Below are 14086 nucleotides of genomic sequence, written 5' to 3' on the forward strand. Positions count from 1 at the left end.
CCGAGTGATACCTGATTCTCCAGCAGCGGCATGAATGTGCATCCAGTCGTCGTGTTGTGCACTTCGTAGTCGCCGTTGGGTTGAACGTTTCTGTTCACGATAAATGATTGCATTTGCTAGTCCTCGCTTCCGTGTGTCGGATCGGTAATGACTCACATTTTTAACCATGTCTGTTGTGCTGGCTGAGGTGCGCGATAACCAGCAGGGATGGAGGTTAGCTGGAGGATGGCAGAAAGCAATCAGTCGCCAAAATGCCGCCGGGGCCCCTGGGACTATCTGAAGGGCACGGGGTCGGAAACCCTCGCCGTCTTGCTAGAGGCTGGTCGGTTGACGATGGTTGACAGTTGACGAGGTTGACGGTCCCCGAGGAGATGGGTCAGTAGCCAGGAGAATAATTGATTGGGTTCACCACCCAGACGGGTGTGTTCACCCGATTCACCTGTTCACTAAGCTGGGCACCCTGGTGCTAACAAAGTCCCGCGGGTTTCCGACCCCGTATGTGTCTCATTTGCTCAGGGTCCCCCGGCTCCTGCTGGAATCTCTTCGCTGATGGTGCTCATTGCCGATGGGGGGCGGGGTGGACATCTTAAAAGACGTGTAACTGGTGTTTCAGGTGTGACGTTTATAAGCAAGTTATTGATTTTGTTGTGAAAAAACAAGGTCACACCGTTTTGTATCGCGCAGAGTGTGCGGTGTAACGATAGCGAACTGTGTAACGTCTTTAGCCCGAGTTTTCCGTGAACATTGCGAAATCACTGGTGGTAGGCTTTGCTGGAGGCCTGCTGCCAACTCTCTTTGGATTGATCCTGATTCCCGTCTAATCCTGACAGAGAGCCCACCCCTATGAATCCTCACCGTGCTGCATCCCTTCGTCCTGGACAATTCAAACACCTGATCCGCGTAGCCTCTGTCACTGGCCGCATGCCGGAGCGTGATGTGATGTTGTTGTGGCTCACGCATACCACCGGCATTCGTGTCACCGAGTTGGCTTTGCTGGAGATTGGCGACGTGCTGTATGCCAGCGGTGCTATCAAGCCCGAGGTCTACTTGCGCGCAGACATCACCAAAGGCTGTCGGCCGCGAAACGTGTATCTGACTCATGCTCGATGCCTTGCCGCGCTTGATGCGTGGTTTGGCGTGCGCGCTCGGCGCCGCTGGGGGCTTTCAGGCATAGATGAGTATCGAGGATTCCGGCCAGGCTCAAAGCTGGTCATGACACACAAAGGGCAAGCCTTTGAACTGGCATTCAAACATCGCCAGCTGGACAGCGGGCCGGAGGTGTACCAAGCCTGTGATTCATTGCAGCAAACTATCAGCAGGTTATACCGACAAGCGGGTATCAAACAGGGCTCCTCGCATAGTGGCAGGCGCTCGCTTGCTGCAAAAATCTTGGCCGCCACCGGCGATGTCGAGATAGTGCAGACCATGCTAGGGCATGCATGCTTGGATCACAGCAAGCCTTACCTAACGGTGGATATGCAGGCAGTTCGGCGTGCATTTGAACTTGCGCTGGCATAGTGATATCGACGACTCTTTTTACGTTTGAATGCCATGGATAGCAAAACGCGAGGAATCAGAGTTGAAATTAGGGAACGAAATACCAGTTGATGCTACTGCCGCTCGGGTGATTTCAGGCGGTGAGTCGTTTGAGTTCAGGGCGAATGAGACTGACCAGGACTCCGATCTACCGTTACCGATAACGGCGCCGACTAAGGCTCAGTTATTGAATCCCTCGTTCAAAGACTTCACATCCATTCGGATGGGACGGCTGGTTGTAATCGGGATTTCTGCCGACAGAAAAGCTCGATGGGTTTGTAAATGCGTATGTGGATGCTACGTACTACGCTCCACTGCTGCGATCAAGGCTGCAGCGCCTGATGCGGCATGCACACAGTGCTACCTGTTGGCCGTGGCCAAACGGAAGGATTTTGAGCGTCGTACTGGCCGAGAGTCTCATACGCGTTCCTTCTTGAAGTAGTTAATTGACGAGGAAATTACTTTGAGTAACGAGTTATTTATTGGGGACCTGGCTGAGAAAGGAGTGACTTTTCAGGCGACTCATGCAGGTCCATATGGAAGTAAATCCATCCCGCTGCCCGCCGAAGACGTTGTTGCTTACTCCCGTGATCCGGTGGAGTACACCGCTAAATATTACGGTGTGACAAAAAGTCAGTACCTCAGTTGGCATCGTTCTTCTTATTGCGTCTACTGTGCAGATGCCACAGTAGAAGGCAATCCCTGCCGAAATATTATTACAGGGGGGAATGCTATCGATTCACCCAGCAGATGGGTAGCTCTGCTAGGCGGTTACTGCCATGTTCATGAGAACGGCTTAGTTGGGTAGGAAAAATCTTCAAAATGAATGAGATGAAAAATGCAATTCGTAATATGCAGTTACCACGCATCAACAGCCTGATAAATGGGTGTTTTGAGCGCCAGTTAGATGGAGTGCCTTATGATGGGTACTACTACGGTGTGGCCTTCGGGATCATCTCCACATTGGCCGATGCGGAAATCATCAGCCTTGAAGAGTACAGAGATTTTAAGCAGCAGCTTATTGATGCCTGTGGTCGTGAACACCCGCATGTTTGACAGTTGTTAAAGTAACGGATGGGGAACAGATCCCCACAGCGCAAGCGGTCTTGCGCTGGCCTTCTGGAACGGCTTTGAAGGCGTTTCGATGGGAAAGGTCGCCCAGGAACCCCCAAGCCCCGCCGTCAAACGTGGGGCAAGGTCAGTAGTAGAGGGTCGCTTTCGCTCCCTTGGCACGATAAGAAAGGAGTCGGGTATGAATGAAGCTCTGAAAGTTTCCATTAGTTTAGTGCGTTCCCAAGATGATGCGGCCAGCTTCGGAGCGGATTACCAAGGCGAACTGCGTGAGTTTAGGGATGCAGTAAACGCTTCGGGGACTGCTATAAGTCCTCGCCTTGCTGTATTTGACAGCGTAGGGGCTACAGGCGGCCTCACGGGTGAATTCATAATTCCGATGACTCAAGCCATCGTGCCTTTTCTTACAGCTGCGGTTGTTGCATGGGTAGGCAGAAAAAATGGACGCAAGCTGCGTTTGAAGGTTGGGGATATAGAGGTTGAAGGTAACACCGAGGAGGACATCAAGCTTCTCGTCGCTAAAGCCAAAGAACTAGCCCCTGTAGTTGATCCTGACAGACAGCGAGGAGACGTTGGTAGGGACCGCTGATTCGTTCAAAGGACAATCGGCTACCGCTCCCATGGGCTTGCTGGCTGCTGCCATCCAGGGCGACAAGTCACCCCGTCCACCACCAGCTCCACGAACAACGGAAAACCACAAGCCCAGCCACGCGCTGGGTCGAGGCGTAAAGAGTGGCGCGGTGCTCGCGCCCAGGAACATGGAGAACGGCAGGCATGAACAAGCGTATCGAGCCCCGCAGTGAGCGCGACTACACCACTCGCCAGATTATTGAGCTGTTGGATCTGCGTGACTCGGCCAGCCTCGGATTCATCGAGAACGGCATGGAGCATTACATCCAGACTTCGCATTGCAGTGAGCAAGCGCTGCTCAGCTTGCCATATTGGCCGGATGCTCTCTGGACGTACCGCTACGAAACCAGTGAGTGGGTGCCTGTCTTTCGTTGGGCCAAGGCCAACACCATCAGCATTGACGAGCTGGTAGACAAGGCGCCGAACATTGATCCATTCGCTGAACGACCTGGTGTCCTGTGGTGTACTCCGAAAGGGCATCCGCGTGAGCAATTTCACCGCATCGTGACGGATGAAACCGGGGAGTACATCACCGACGACTCAGGTGATCGTTACCCACTCCCTCAGTTCGACGAAGAGGGCCACAGCGAGCATTTTTATACTCGTGTGAATAATCCTGGGATCTGCCAGTTCTGTAAGCAGCAGGTTGAAAAGCGGGTCAACTATCGCGACCCCGAGGAAGGGTGTTGCCGCAAGTACGAGATCTGCAGGCCATGCCATGACCACCAAATGGCCCTTGCCCGTGAGGCTGACGCGCGGTACGACGATTGATCGAGGAAAACTGTGGGTAGACCTTTCGAGGTTAGCAGATCAGATAAAACTAGACCTACCTTATTCCCTCGAGGGGCTAATGCGGAACATGATCACTGGCGAATGCACGACGCGGAGCGGCCCATTATTGGTCCTCGACAAGGTGCTTTCAAGGGCACAGATGATGAGCTTTTTGCTGCGTATCGGAATGCTTACAAAGATCTGAATGACATAAAAGTCGATGTGCGCTCTCCGAATGGTACTCATGTTTTGGGTGAAAACGTCACACCAGTTAAAGCTGTAGACCTAATAGAGAACTGGTTAAAGGAGGCAGGATTAAGATGACAACTACAAGTGAGATTTTATCTAAGATAAATGATGGTGTTTTTCTTGAGCTTGTCTTTCGGAAAAACACCGATTGGGATGCTGAATTAGACTCAAGGGATTCCATAGAGTTTGATACTGCATGGAGCACTAGCTATGAAAAAATAATTTCGTCGTGCCCGCCTGAAGATGTATCAATTAAGGAAATAAGAGAGGCTGCGTTCAAGAAGGTTTATCAAATAACTAAAAACTCTGATCTCGCAGCATATGTATCGGACGATCTGGGCCTGATTGCGCAGGCATTCCAGAATGGAGTTGACATTGGTTTTATTGAAAATCTTTGGAGGACTTACACGCAAGGGCGCTTCCCAAGTTAGGAGGATAAAATATATCACCAGTATGCTGACCCCCAACTTCAGTTTGGGATTCAATAATATTGGTGGCACACATGAAAGGCCGATAATTTCATTTGGTATATCGTAGTGGTCGCACAAAGATGGCATCGTGCATGTGCACTCAGTCATTAGTGGCTGGCTGACCTTTACGGCGTTATCCGAAGGAGTTGGAGTCCGGTGTGTGCTCGCTTTCAACGGCGCAGCACTTTGGACATAGCCCAGCACATTGCTGCCGACCATAGTGGTTACTGCCTGTCGACCCATTGCGACTCGGGTCGCGTGCTGCCGGAGTGTAAGCGTACGGGGAATACGTCTTGGACAGGTCAGCCCGGCATTCAATGATGCGGCAGTAGCTGGTCGATCTCACTGGCTTTTTGCGTCGGCAATCGCCTCGTGGCCTTCAAGGACTTGCGCTTCAGCTACGACACCTGGGGCAACCTCAGCGAGAAAAGCAGTGCGGCCGGAGGCATGCAACGCTTTCACTACGACAGCGAAAACCGTCTGATCCGCGCGCAAACCTGGCAGGGTACAACCTTGAGCAGCGAGGCTCGTTACCACTACGACGCCCTGGGCCGGCGCATAGGTAAATCCCCATGCATGACGTTGAAATCGCTCCCTTGGGCCTGGAAACCTTCCTGATGACGGGGTTGACCGTGCTGTTCGTCTCGGTGCTGACCTTGCGCACCCTGGAGTTGCTGCAGCGTAAGCGTCCTGGGAAGTCACATTGCGATGGCCTAGCTGCAACCCTTTTAGGGTGAGGTCACTGCTTCGTCCACACCATAGTCTGAACAGTAATATGCGGATGACTTTCCAATGGCTCCCATTCATCCAGGAAGACAAACCCCTGTTTCAAATAGAAGCTTGAGGCTCTAACGTTTTCAGGAGAGACATCCAGAAAAACGCCGTCAAAACCTCTCTCAGTGGATCGAGCCTTTACGATATCCACCAGTTCTTTTGCGATGCCAGCCCCCCGAGCTGCGGGCTCAATCCACATCCCAATCAAATTGAAGCGCTCTGACTCACTGACTGCGGCACCGACCATCCCGACGGGCCTGCCTTCTTCGAACGCCAGCCAGAACTCGGTTCCCGTAGATGAGGCTCTTTGTTTCCACTGGTCGCAGTCATAGTCAGCAGCAGTCTTGTAACTGACGCCAAACACCTCCGAACGCCATGCCTCCGGCAACACGTAGTAGGTGATGGTTGTGTGCAGGGTGTCGCCCATGCTGGATGAGCCCAAAGCCTTCTTTGAAGTGCTCATAGAACTGACCGTAAAGCGTTAACTCACTGACAGCGAGTTCAATCTCGTCTAGATCTCGCATTAGGGAGTGCACGTCCACACCCGCTATTTCGAGTCCCAAAGCTTCAATGTTCAAGTCGTCCATTAGGCTGCCCCACGCCCCGATAGCGGAGCATCAATCCAGCGTGGTGCGCAATCTGGGGACCGGGCCAGCAGGGAGGGGGTGGTCCAATGGCCGTTACACGCCGAGGCCGCGTTACACGAGGTGTACGGACATAGGGTAGAACGTGTGACGTAAAAAAATACCAATGATTTCAAGTGGTTGAGTGTTGTCGTTACACGAGTAACACGCGTAACACGGTTTTTGAGTGGGGGTAGGGTAGTCACCTTCATTGGGCTTTGTCGAACTGACCCTGGACAACGTTCCCTCGCTCTAGGGCGTCTAGGTAGTCGGCGTACCACTGCATCATTGTTATGCGGTGCTCAAGATATTGAGCCTTGTTGTACACCCCTGAAATTCCTTCCTCTTTATGGGCTAGTTGGGCTTCAACATGTTCTTTGGGCCAGCCATGCTCTCGAAGTAATGTGCTTGCAGTATGTCGAGTACCGTGGCCTACAAGCCGGCCTTTGTATCCAATGGTGGCGAAGACTTTGTTTATCGTATTTTCACTGATGGTTGGGTTTTTGGCGCCGACTCCGGGAAACAGCCAACGACTACGGCCAGTCAGGCAATGAAGTTCTTTTAAGGCTGAAACTGCTTGATGTGGTAGTGGGCACACAAAGTCTCTGCGCATCTTCATCTTTGCGGCTGGTGTCGTCCAAGTTGCTTTGTCGAGGTCGAACTCTTTCCATTCGGCTAGGCGAACCATGCCTGGTCGTGAGGCAGTCCAGATGCAAAGCCAAGCAGCGGTTCGGGCCGTCAGCCTACTTGGGGTGTTCTTCAGTGCAGTAAGAAAGTAACCTAACTCTGGTTCTAGTAAATGCGGGTGTTGTTGAGTCTTAGGGGCCTGTGCTGCGATATCCCTAAGACGGCTTCCCGGGTCGTTTTCCGTAAGGCCTAAACCGATGGCTCTCCCGAAAATCTGATTGATCCAGGTGCGGCATTTTTCCGCTACGTTGTGTGCGTCTCGGGCTTCGATAGAGGCTTGGAGTTCGGCGCAATCGGTGCGAGTGATCTCATCGAGAGGTTTGTCTCCCAAGGCAGGGAGAATGTCTTTGTCGAGATAGGTACGGATTTTATTGAGGGTGGAAGGGGCAAGACCCTTCTCTTCTTTTGCCTTGAGCCAGGCATCAGCAGCAGCTCTGAAGGTGCGTGTCTTGGCTGCATCAATGGCTGCTTTGGCGGATCGCTTCTGTTCGAGAGGATCGGCGCCGCTACTCACTACCTTGCGCAGTTCGGCAGCTTTGTCTCGTGCCAACGCACCACTTACCTCCGGATAGCCTCCAAGTCCCATCCAGGCCCAGTTGCCCGTCGGACGTTTATAGCGAAGCTGCCAGGACTTACCGCCATCAGGTTTAACCCTGAAGTAGAGGCCGCTGCCGTCCAGCTCGCGGTACTCCTTTGATTCCGGCTCCAATCCCGCAAGTGTCGTGTCAGCGAGAGGGCGGCGCTTGATGTCTGCGCGCTTCATCCTTGTATCCCAAAGTTCGGTATTTTTCTCAGGATACAAGCAGGGATACAGGGATACAACGGATAGGGGGAGACAGGGGTAGATAGATAGGCACAAAAAAACCGGCCAAGTGGCCGGTTTCTTTGGGTCTGAGAGGCTGTTAGAGACTCTCAGATACTGCTGTTTGGTGCCCCGAGGGAGACTCGAACTCCCACTCCTTTCGAAAACGGATTTTGAATCCGCCGCGTCTACCAATTCCGCCATCAGGGCTTGTGGCGGCGAAGTATAGAGAGGCGCCTACCGTTGGTCAATCAGCTTTCATGGTCAATTTTCACGGTTTCGGCTAAACTTTCCGGCCCTGTCGAACCGAACACCATCATGCGCGTCGCCGATTTCTCCTTTGAGCTCCCTGATTCCCTGATCGCTCGCCATCCGCTGGCGCAGCGCCATAGCAGCCGGCTGTTGACCCTGGACGGGCCGAGCGGGGCACTGGCGCATCGCCAGTTCACCGACCTGCTCGAGCATCTGCGCCCGGGCGATCTGATGGTGTTCAACAATACCCGGGTGATTCCGGCGCGTCTGTTCGGCCAGAAGGCCAGCGGCGGCAAGCTGGAAATCCTCGTCGAGCGCGTGCTCGACAGCCACCGGGTACTGGCCCACGTGCGTTCAAGCAAGGCGCCCAAGCCTGGCACGCAGATTCTCATCGATGGCGGTGGCGAGGCCGAGATGTTCGCCCGTCACGATGCGCTGTTCGAGCTGCGTTTTGCCGAAGAGGTACTGCCGCTGCTTGATCGCGTTGGCCACATGCCGCTGCCGCCGTATATCGACCGTCCGGATGAAGGCGCCGACCGCGAGCGCTACCAGACGGTGTACGCCGAGCGCGCTGGCGCCGTGGCCGCGCCAACTGCCGGCCTGCACTTCGACGAAGAACTGCTGGCCAAAATCGCCGCCAAGGGTGTGGAAACCGCCTTTGTCACTTTGCATGTAGGTGCTGGTACCTTCCAGCCGGTGCGGGTCGAGCGCATCGAAGACCACCACATGCATAAAGAGTGGCTGGAGGTCGGCCAGGATGTGGTTGACGCCGTGGCTGCCTGCCGGGCCCGTGGCGGGCGCGTGGTTGCCGTGGGCACCACCAGCGTGCGTTCGCTGGAAAGCGCCGCCCGTGATGGCGAGCTCAAGGCCTTCAGTGGCGATACCGATATCTTCATCTTCCCCGGCCGGCCGTTCCATGTGGTCGATGCCCTGGTGACCAACTTCCATTTGCCTGAATCCACGCTGCTGATGCTGGTTTCGGCCTTCGCCGGTTACCCCGAGACCATGGCTGCCTATGCGGCGGCGGTCGAACACGGGTACCGCTTCTTCAGTTACGGTGATGCCATGTTCATCACCCGCAATCCGGCGCCACGCGGCCCCGAGGATCAAGCATGAGTCGCACCTGTCGTATGTCCTTCGAATTGCTCGCCACTGACGGCAAGGCCCGTCGCGGCCGCCTGACTTTCCCGCGTGGCGTGGTCGAGACCCCGGCGTTCATGCCGGTGGGCACCTATGGCACGGTCAAGGGCATGCTGCCGCGCGACATCGAGGCGATCGGCGCGCACATGATCCTCGGCAACACCTTCCACCTGTGGCTGCGCCCGGGCACCGAGGTGATCAAGGCCCACGGCGACCTGCACGACTTCATGAAGTGGCAGGGCCCGATCCTCACCGACTCCGGCGGTTTCCAGGTGTTCAGCCTGGGCGCCATGCGCAAGATCCGCGAAGAGGGCGTGACCTTCGCCTCGCCGGTCGACGGCTCCAAGGTGTTCATGGGCCCGGAAGAGTCGATGCAGGTCCAGCGTGACCTGGGCTCGGACGTGGTGATGATCTTCGACGAATGCACCCCGTACCCGGCCGATGAAGACGTCGCCCGGGTGTCCATGGAGTTGTCCCTGCGCTGGGCCCAGCGCTCGAAGAACGCCCACGGCGACAGCACTGCGGCGCTGTTCGGCATTGTTCAGGGTGGCATGCACGAGAACCTGCGCATGCGCTCGCTCGAAGGCCTGGAAAAGATCGGCTTCGACGGCCTGGCCATCGGCGGCCTGTCGGTGGGCGAGCCCAAGCACGAAATGATCAAGGTCCTGGACTACCTGCCAGGGCGGATGCCGGCTGACAAACCTCGTTACCTTATGGGGGTAGGCAAGCCGGAAGATCTCGTTGAGGGTGTGCGCCGCGGCGTCGACATGTTCGATTGCGTGATGCCCACGCGCAACGCGCGCAACGGCCATCTGTTTGTCGATACCGGCGTGCTGAAAATCCGTAACGCGTTCCATCGCCACGATGATTCGCCCCTGGACGCGACCTGCGATTGCTATACCTGCCAGAACTTCTCCCGCGCGTATCTGCATCATCTGGATAAATGCGGCGAAATGTTGGGCAGTATGTTGAATACGATCCATAACTTGCGTCATTACCAGCGCTTGATGGCTGGTTTACGCGAGGCTATTCAACAAGGTACATTGGCCGCCTTTGTCGATGCCTTTTACGCCAAGCGCGGGCTGCCTGTGCCGCCCTTGGACTGATGTTCTGTCGATCCCTAACAAGTACTGATTTGCAACTGGAGTGCTAAATGAGCTTTCTGATCCCTGCCGCATACGCGGACGCAGCTGCCCCAGCCGCCGGCCCAGCCGGTACTGGCTTCGAGTGGATTTTCCTGGTCGGTTTCCTGGTCATCTTCTACCTGATGATCTGGCGCCCGCAGGCCAAACGTGCCAAAGAGCAGAAAAACCTGCTGAGCAACCTGCAAAAAGGTGACGAAGTTGTCACCAACGGCGGTATCGCCGGCAAGATCGTCAAAGTTGCCGACGACTTCGTGGTTCTGGAAGTGTCCGACAACGTCGAGCTGAAGTTCCAGAAGGGCGCCGTAGCCGCGACCCTGCCTAAAGGCACGCTCAAAGCGATCTAAGTTTCAGTTTTTTACCAATCGACGGGGCGCGCAAGGCGCCCCGCGTCTTGAACGGGCGGCGTGATGCTGAACAAATACCCTCTGTGGAAATACGCACTGATCCTGGTGGTACTGGCGATCGGTTTTATTTATTCCGCTCCCAACCTCTACCCTGATGATCCGGCCGTTCAGGTCAGCGGTGCCAGTACTGCACTGCAGGTCACTCAGGCCGATCTGGACCGCGTGAGCAAGGCGCTCAACGAGTCCGGTATCCAGGTCAAGGCCGCGAGCCTGGGCGAGAAGGGCAAGGTTGGCCTGGTGCGCCTGAGCAAACAGGAAGACCAACTGCCAGCCAAGGATGTAGTGCGCAAGGCACTGGGCGACGACTATGTAGTAGCGCTCAACCTGGCCCCGACTACCCCGCAATGGCTGCGCAACCTGGGCGCAAGCCCGATGAAGCTGGGCCTGGACCTTTCCGGTGGTGTGCACTTCCTGCTTGAAGTGGACATGGACAAAGCCATGTCGGCGCGCCTGAAAGTCTACGAAGGCGAAGTCAAGAGCCTGCTGCGCAAAGAGCGCGTGCGCTATCGCAGCCTGCCGCAACAAGATGGCGGCATCCAGCTGGGCTTCTCCGATGACGAATCCCGCGAACAGGCCCGCAGCCTGATCCGCAAGAATTTCAACGATTTCGAGCTGACCACCACCGAGCGCAACGGTCTGTCGGTGCTGCGCCTGGCGATTACCCCGGCCAAGGTCGCGGAAATCCGTGAATACTCGATCAAGCAGAACCTGACCACGGTACGTAACCGCGTCAACGAGCTGGGTGTAGCCGAGCCACTGGTTCAGCGCCAGGGTGCCAACCGCATCGTGGTCGAGCTGCCAGGCGTGCAGGACACCGCCGAAGCCAAGCGTATTCTCGGCAAGACCGCCAACCTCGAATTCCGCCTGGGTGCTGAGCCTGGTGCCTCGAAAGCCACCACCGAAACCTTCGAGTTCCGTGAAGGCGGTCGTTCGGCTGCGGTCGAGCGTGGCCTGATCATCACCGGTGACCAGGTGACCGACGCCCAGGCCAGCTTCGACGAGCAGGGCCGTCCGCAGGTGAACATCCGTCTGGATGGTCATGGTGGCGAGCTGATGAGCCGTGCTACCCGTAGCAACGTCGGCCGCAGCATGGCGGTGATCTTCATCGAGCAGCGTCCAACCACGCGCTACGTCAAGCAGATGGTCGACGGCGTCGAGAAAGACGTTGCCGTGCAGACTTTCACCGAAGAGAAGAAGATCATCAGCCTGGCGACCATCCAGTCGCCACTGGGCAGCCAGTTCCGCATCACTGGCCTGAACGGTCAGGGCGAGTCGTCGGAACTGGCCCTGCTGCTGCGCGCTGGTGGCCTGGCGGCGCCGATGTACTTTGCTGAAGAGCGCACCATTGGCCCGAGCCTGGGTGCCGACAACATCACCAAGGGTATCGACGCATCCCTGTGGGGCATGCTGTTCGTCTCGCTGTTCATCATGGCCATCTACCGCTTCTTCGGCCTGATCGCGACCATCGCCCTGGCCGGTAACATGGTCATGCTGCTGGCGCTGATGTCGCTGCTGGGGGCAACGCTGACCCTACCGGGTATCGCCGGTATCGTCCTGACCATGGGTATGGCGGTTGACGCCAACGTGCTGATCTTCTCGCGGATCCGCGAAGAGCTGGCCAATGGCATGTCGGTGCAACGCGCCATCCACGAAGGTTTCAACCGTGCCTACACGGCGATTGTCGACGCCAACCTGACCACCTTGCTGGTCGGCGGCATCCTCTTCGCCATGGGTACCGGCCCGGTCAAGGGCTTCGCGGTTACCATGTCCCTCGGGATTTTCACCTCGATGTTCACGGCCGTCATGGTCACCCGTGCAATGGTCAACCTGACCTGCGGCGGGCGTGATATCAAGAAGCTGTGGGTATAAGGGGCTGCCATGTTACGTACAATCAACTTCATGGGTGTGCGCAACCTTGCGTTCGGCATCACCCTGCTTCTGACCGTGCTGGCGCTGTTCAGCTGGTTCTACAAAGGCCTCAACTTTGGTCTGGACTTCACCGGCGGTACGCTCATCGAGCTGACCTACGAGCGTCCAGCCAACCTTGGCGAGGTCCGTGAAGAGCTGGTCAAGGCCGGCTTCCAGGACGCCGTGGTGCAGAGTTTCGGTGCTACCACCGACCTGCTGGTGCGTATGCCGGGCGATGATCCGCAACTGGGTAACCGAGTGTCCGAGGCGCTGCAAAAGGTCAGCACCGACAACCCGGCGGTGGTCAAGCGTGTCGAGTTCGTTGGCCCGCAGGTCGGTGAAGAGCTGCGCGACCAGGGTGGCCTGGGCATGCTTCTGGCCCTGGGCGGCATCATGATCTACCTGGCCTTCCGCTTTCAGTGGAAGTTCGCCCTGGGTGCGATCCTGTCGCTGATCCACGACGTGGTCGTGACCATGGGTATCCTCTCGTTCTTCCAGATCACCTTCGACCTGACGGTGCTGGCGGCGGTGCTGGCGATCATTGGCTACTCGCTCAACGACACCATCGTCGTATTCGACCGGGTACGTGAGAACTTCCGGGTTCTGCGCAAGGCTTCGCTGATCGAGAACATCAACATTTCGACCACCCAGACCCTGCTGCGGACCGTGGCGACCTCGGTGTCGACCTTGCTGGCGATTGCCGCGCTGCTGTTCTTCGGTGGCGACAACCTGTGGGGCTTCTCCCTGGCGCTGTTCATCGGTGTCATGGCCGGTACCTACTCGTCGATCTACATCGCCAACGTGGTGCTGATCTGGCTGAACCTGAACAGTGAAGACCTGATCCCGACGGTGAAAGCCGAAGGTGTGGACGACCGTCCATAAGGGAATTTCCCGCACTGTTGGTCGTACAAAAGGGCGCGAGTGTTGAACTCGCGCCTTTTTTTATGCTCCAAGGCAGGGAGAAGGCGGGCAATGTTCCGCAGGTACGATCAGGAGGTTCAGGTGAACAAATCGATGCTGGTGGGTGCGGTTCTGGGTGCTGTCGGTGTAACAGCCGGAGGTGCTGTTGCCACCTACAGCCTGGTCAAGGGCGGGCCGGAATACGCCGAAGTTTTGGCGGTGCAGCCGGTCAAGCAGACGGTCAAGACACCCCGTGAAGTGTGCAAGGACGTCACTGTGACGCGTCAGGCGCCGGTCAAGGATCAACACCAGATTGCCGGTACCGTGGTCGGTGCGCTGGCAGGTGGCCTGCTGGGTAACCAGATCGGTGGCGGTACCGGCAAGAAGATCGCGACCGTGGCCGGTGCGGTCGGTGGCGGCTATGCCGGCAACAAGGTGCAGGAAGGCATGCAGGAGCGTGATACCTACACCACCACGCAAACCCGCTGCAACACGGTCAACGACCTGAGCGAGAAGGTGGTCGGCTATGACGTGAAATACTCGATCGGCGACAAGGTCGGTCAAGTGCGCATGGACCGTGACCCGGGTTCGCAAATTCCGCTGGACAAAGAAGGCAAGCTGGTACTGAGCCAGGCCCAGGCTGGCCAGTAATCTACTGTAGGAGCGGGCTTGCCCCGCGATGCGGTGTAACGGTTAGATCGCTATCGCGGGGCAAGCCCGCTCC

General features: G+C 56.6%; 14 protein-coding genes and 1 tRNA gene. 12 read left to right on the forward strand and 3 right to left on the reverse strand.

The genetic code is table 11. The annotated features are described in order from the left end of the window. Nucleotides 1-843 precede the first annotated feature (843 nt). The 6 genes from LOY22_RS04365 (at nt 844) to LOY22_RS04390 (ending at nt 5345) form a co-directional block, all read left to right on the forward strand. Nucleotides 844-1518, forward strand: coding sequence for a site-specific integrase (locus tag LOY22_RS04365; RefSeq protein ID WP_258596490.1), 675 nt, complete (start codon nt 844-846; stop codon nt 1516-1518). A gap of 840 nt (nt 1519-2358) precedes the next feature. Beyond that, nucleotides 2359-2592 carry a hypothetical protein gene (locus LOY22_RS04370; protein ID WP_258596492.1) on the forward strand — a complete coding sequence of 78 codons (234 nt, stop codon included), beginning with the start codon at nt 2359-2361 and terminating at the stop codon, nt 2590-2592. 196 nt (nt 2593-2788) lie between these two features. Next, on the forward strand, nt 2789-3196 hold the full coding sequence (locus LOY22_RS04375; RefSeq protein WP_258596494.1) for a hypothetical protein: 408 nt from the start codon (nt 2789-2791) through the stop codon (nt 3194-3196). A gap of 185 nt (nt 3197-3381) precedes the next feature. Further along, the gene (locus LOY22_RS04380; protein ID WP_258596496.1) at nt 3382-4008 is read left to right on the forward strand and encodes a hypothetical protein; all 627 of its coding nucleotides are present in this window, start codon (nt 3382-3384) and stop codon (nt 4006-4008) included. Nucleotides 4009-4328: 320 nt separating this feature from the next. Then, entirely contained in the window at nt 4329-4688 is a 360-nt protein-coding gene (locus LOY22_RS04385) for a hypothetical protein (RefSeq protein WP_095190026.1), read from the forward strand. 411 nt (nt 4689-5099) lie between these two features. Next, entirely contained in the window at nt 5100-5345 is a 246-nt protein-coding gene (locus tag LOY22_RS04390; RefSeq protein WP_258596499.1) for an RHS repeat domain-containing protein, read from the forward strand. 121 nt (nt 5346-5466) lie between these two features. On the opposite strand, the gene LOY22_RS04395 is transcribed toward LOY22_RS04390, so the two are convergent. The 3 genes from LOY22_RS04395 to LOY22_RS04405 form a co-directional block, all read right to left on the reverse strand. Next, on the reverse strand, nt 5467-5964 hold the full coding sequence (locus LOY22_RS04395; RefSeq protein WP_258596501.1) for a GNAT family N-acetyltransferase: 498 nt from the start codon (nt 5962-5964) through the stop codon (nt 5467-5469). A gap of 368 nt (nt 5965-6332) precedes the next feature. Beyond that, on the reverse strand, nt 6333-7574 hold the full coding sequence (locus tag LOY22_RS04400) for a tyrosine-type recombinase/integrase (RefSeq protein ID WP_258596503.1): 1242 nt from the start codon (nt 7572-7574) through the stop codon (nt 6333-6335). A gap of 164 nt (nt 7575-7738) precedes the next feature. After that, nucleotides 7739-7823, reverse strand: a tRNA-Leu gene (locus tag LOY22_RS04405). A gap of 108 nt (nt 7824-7931) precedes the next feature. Between LOY22_RS04405 and queA the strand changes: the two genes are divergently transcribed. The 6 genes from queA (at nt 7932) to LOY22_RS04435 (ending at nt 14013) form a co-directional block, all read left to right on the forward strand. Continuing rightward, nucleotides 7932-8981, forward strand: a complete 1050-nt coding sequence (queA, locus tag LOY22_RS04410) for a tRNA preQ1(34) S-adenosylmethionine ribosyltransferase-isomerase QueA (RefSeq protein WP_123564392.1) — start codon at nt 7932-7934, stop codon at nt 8979-8981. 14 nt (nt 8982-8995) lie between these two features. After that, nucleotides 8996-10111 (forward strand): tRNA guanosine(34) transglycosylase Tgt, encoded by a 1116-nt coding sequence (tgt, locus tag LOY22_RS04415; protein ID WP_162195925.1) that lies wholly within the window; start codon nt 8996-8998, stop codon nt 10109-10111. A 47-nt stretch (nt 10112-10158) separates the two neighbouring features. After that, nucleotides 10159-10494 carry a preprotein translocase subunit YajC gene (gene yajC, locus LOY22_RS04420; RefSeq protein WP_010223473.1) on the forward strand — a complete coding sequence of 112 codons (336 nt, stop codon included), beginning with the start codon at nt 10159-10161 and terminating at the stop codon, nt 10492-10494. A gap of 63 nt (nt 10495-10557) precedes the next feature. Beyond that, complete coding sequence (secD, locus tag LOY22_RS04425; protein ID WP_045196186.1) at nt 10558-12423, forward strand: protein translocase subunit SecD; 1866 nt, start codon at nt 10558-10560, stop codon at nt 12421-12423. Nucleotides 12424-12432: 9 nt separating this feature from the next. After that, on the forward strand, nt 12433-13344 hold the full coding sequence (gene secF / locus LOY22_RS04430; RefSeq protein ID WP_045196188.1) for a protein translocase subunit SecF: 912 nt from the start codon (nt 12433-12435) through the stop codon (nt 13342-13344). Nucleotides 13345-13464: 120 nt separating this feature from the next. Continuing rightward, complete coding sequence (locus LOY22_RS04435) at nt 13465-14013, forward strand: glycine zipper 2TM domain-containing protein (RefSeq protein ID WP_045196190.1); 549 nt, start codon at nt 13465-13467, stop codon at nt 14011-14013. The last annotated feature ends 73 nt before the right edge of the window (nt 14014-14086 follow it).

Source organism: Pseudomonas sp. B21-035 (assembly GCF_024748945.1).
Lineage (GTDB): Bacteria > Pseudomonadota > Gammaproteobacteria > Pseudomonadales > Pseudomonadaceae > Aquipseudomonas.

What these genes read in the sequence shown, in the direction of transcription:
- LOY22_RS04370 (WP_258596492.1), top strand. Translation starts at nt 2,359, where the DNA reads ATGAATGAGATGAAAAATGCAATTCGTAATATGCAGTTACCACGCATC.
- secD (WP_045196186.1), top strand. Translation starts at nt 10,558, where the DNA reads ATGCTGAACAAATACCCTCTGTGGAAATACGCACTGATCCTGGTGGTA.
- tgt (WP_162195925.1), top strand. Translation starts at nt 8,996, where the DNA reads ATGTCCTTCGAATTGCTCGCCACTGACGGCAAGGCCCGTCGCGGCCGC.
- LOY22_RS04400 (WP_258596503.1), bottom strand. Translation starts at nt 7,574, where the DNA reads ATGAAGCGCGCAGACATCAAGCGCCGCCCTCTCGCTGACACGACACTT.
- queA (WP_123564392.1), top strand. Translation starts at nt 7,932, where the DNA reads ATGCGCGTCGCCGATTTCTCCTTTGAGCTCCCTGATTCCCTGATCGCT.
- LOY22_RS04375 (WP_258596494.1), top strand. Translation starts at nt 2,789, where the DNA reads ATGAATGAAGCTCTGAAAGTTTCCATTAGTTTAGTGCGTTCCCAAGAT.
- LOY22_RS04385 (WP_095190026.1), top strand. Translation starts at nt 4,329, where the DNA reads ATGACAACTACAAGTGAGATTTTATCTAAGATAAATGATGGTGTTTTT.
- LOY22_RS04395 (WP_258596501.1), bottom strand. Translation starts at nt 5,964, where the DNA reads ATGAGCACTTCAAAGAAGGCTTTGGGCTCATCCAGCATGGGCGACACC.
- LOY22_RS04365 (WP_258596490.1), top strand. Translation starts at nt 844, where the DNA reads ATGAATCCTCACCGTGCTGCATCCCTTCGTCCTGGACAATTCAAACAC.
- yajC (WP_010223473.1), top strand. Translation starts at nt 10,159, where the DNA reads ATGAGCTTTCTGATCCCTGCCGCATACGCGGACGCAGCTGCCCCAGCC.
- LOY22_RS04380 (WP_258596496.1), top strand. Translation starts at nt 3,382, where the DNA reads ATGAACAAGCGTATCGAGCCCCGCAGTGAGCGCGACTACACCACTCGC.
- secF (WP_045196188.1), top strand. Translation starts at nt 12,433, where the DNA reads ATGTTACGTACAATCAACTTCATGGGTGTGCGCAACCTTGCGTTCGGC.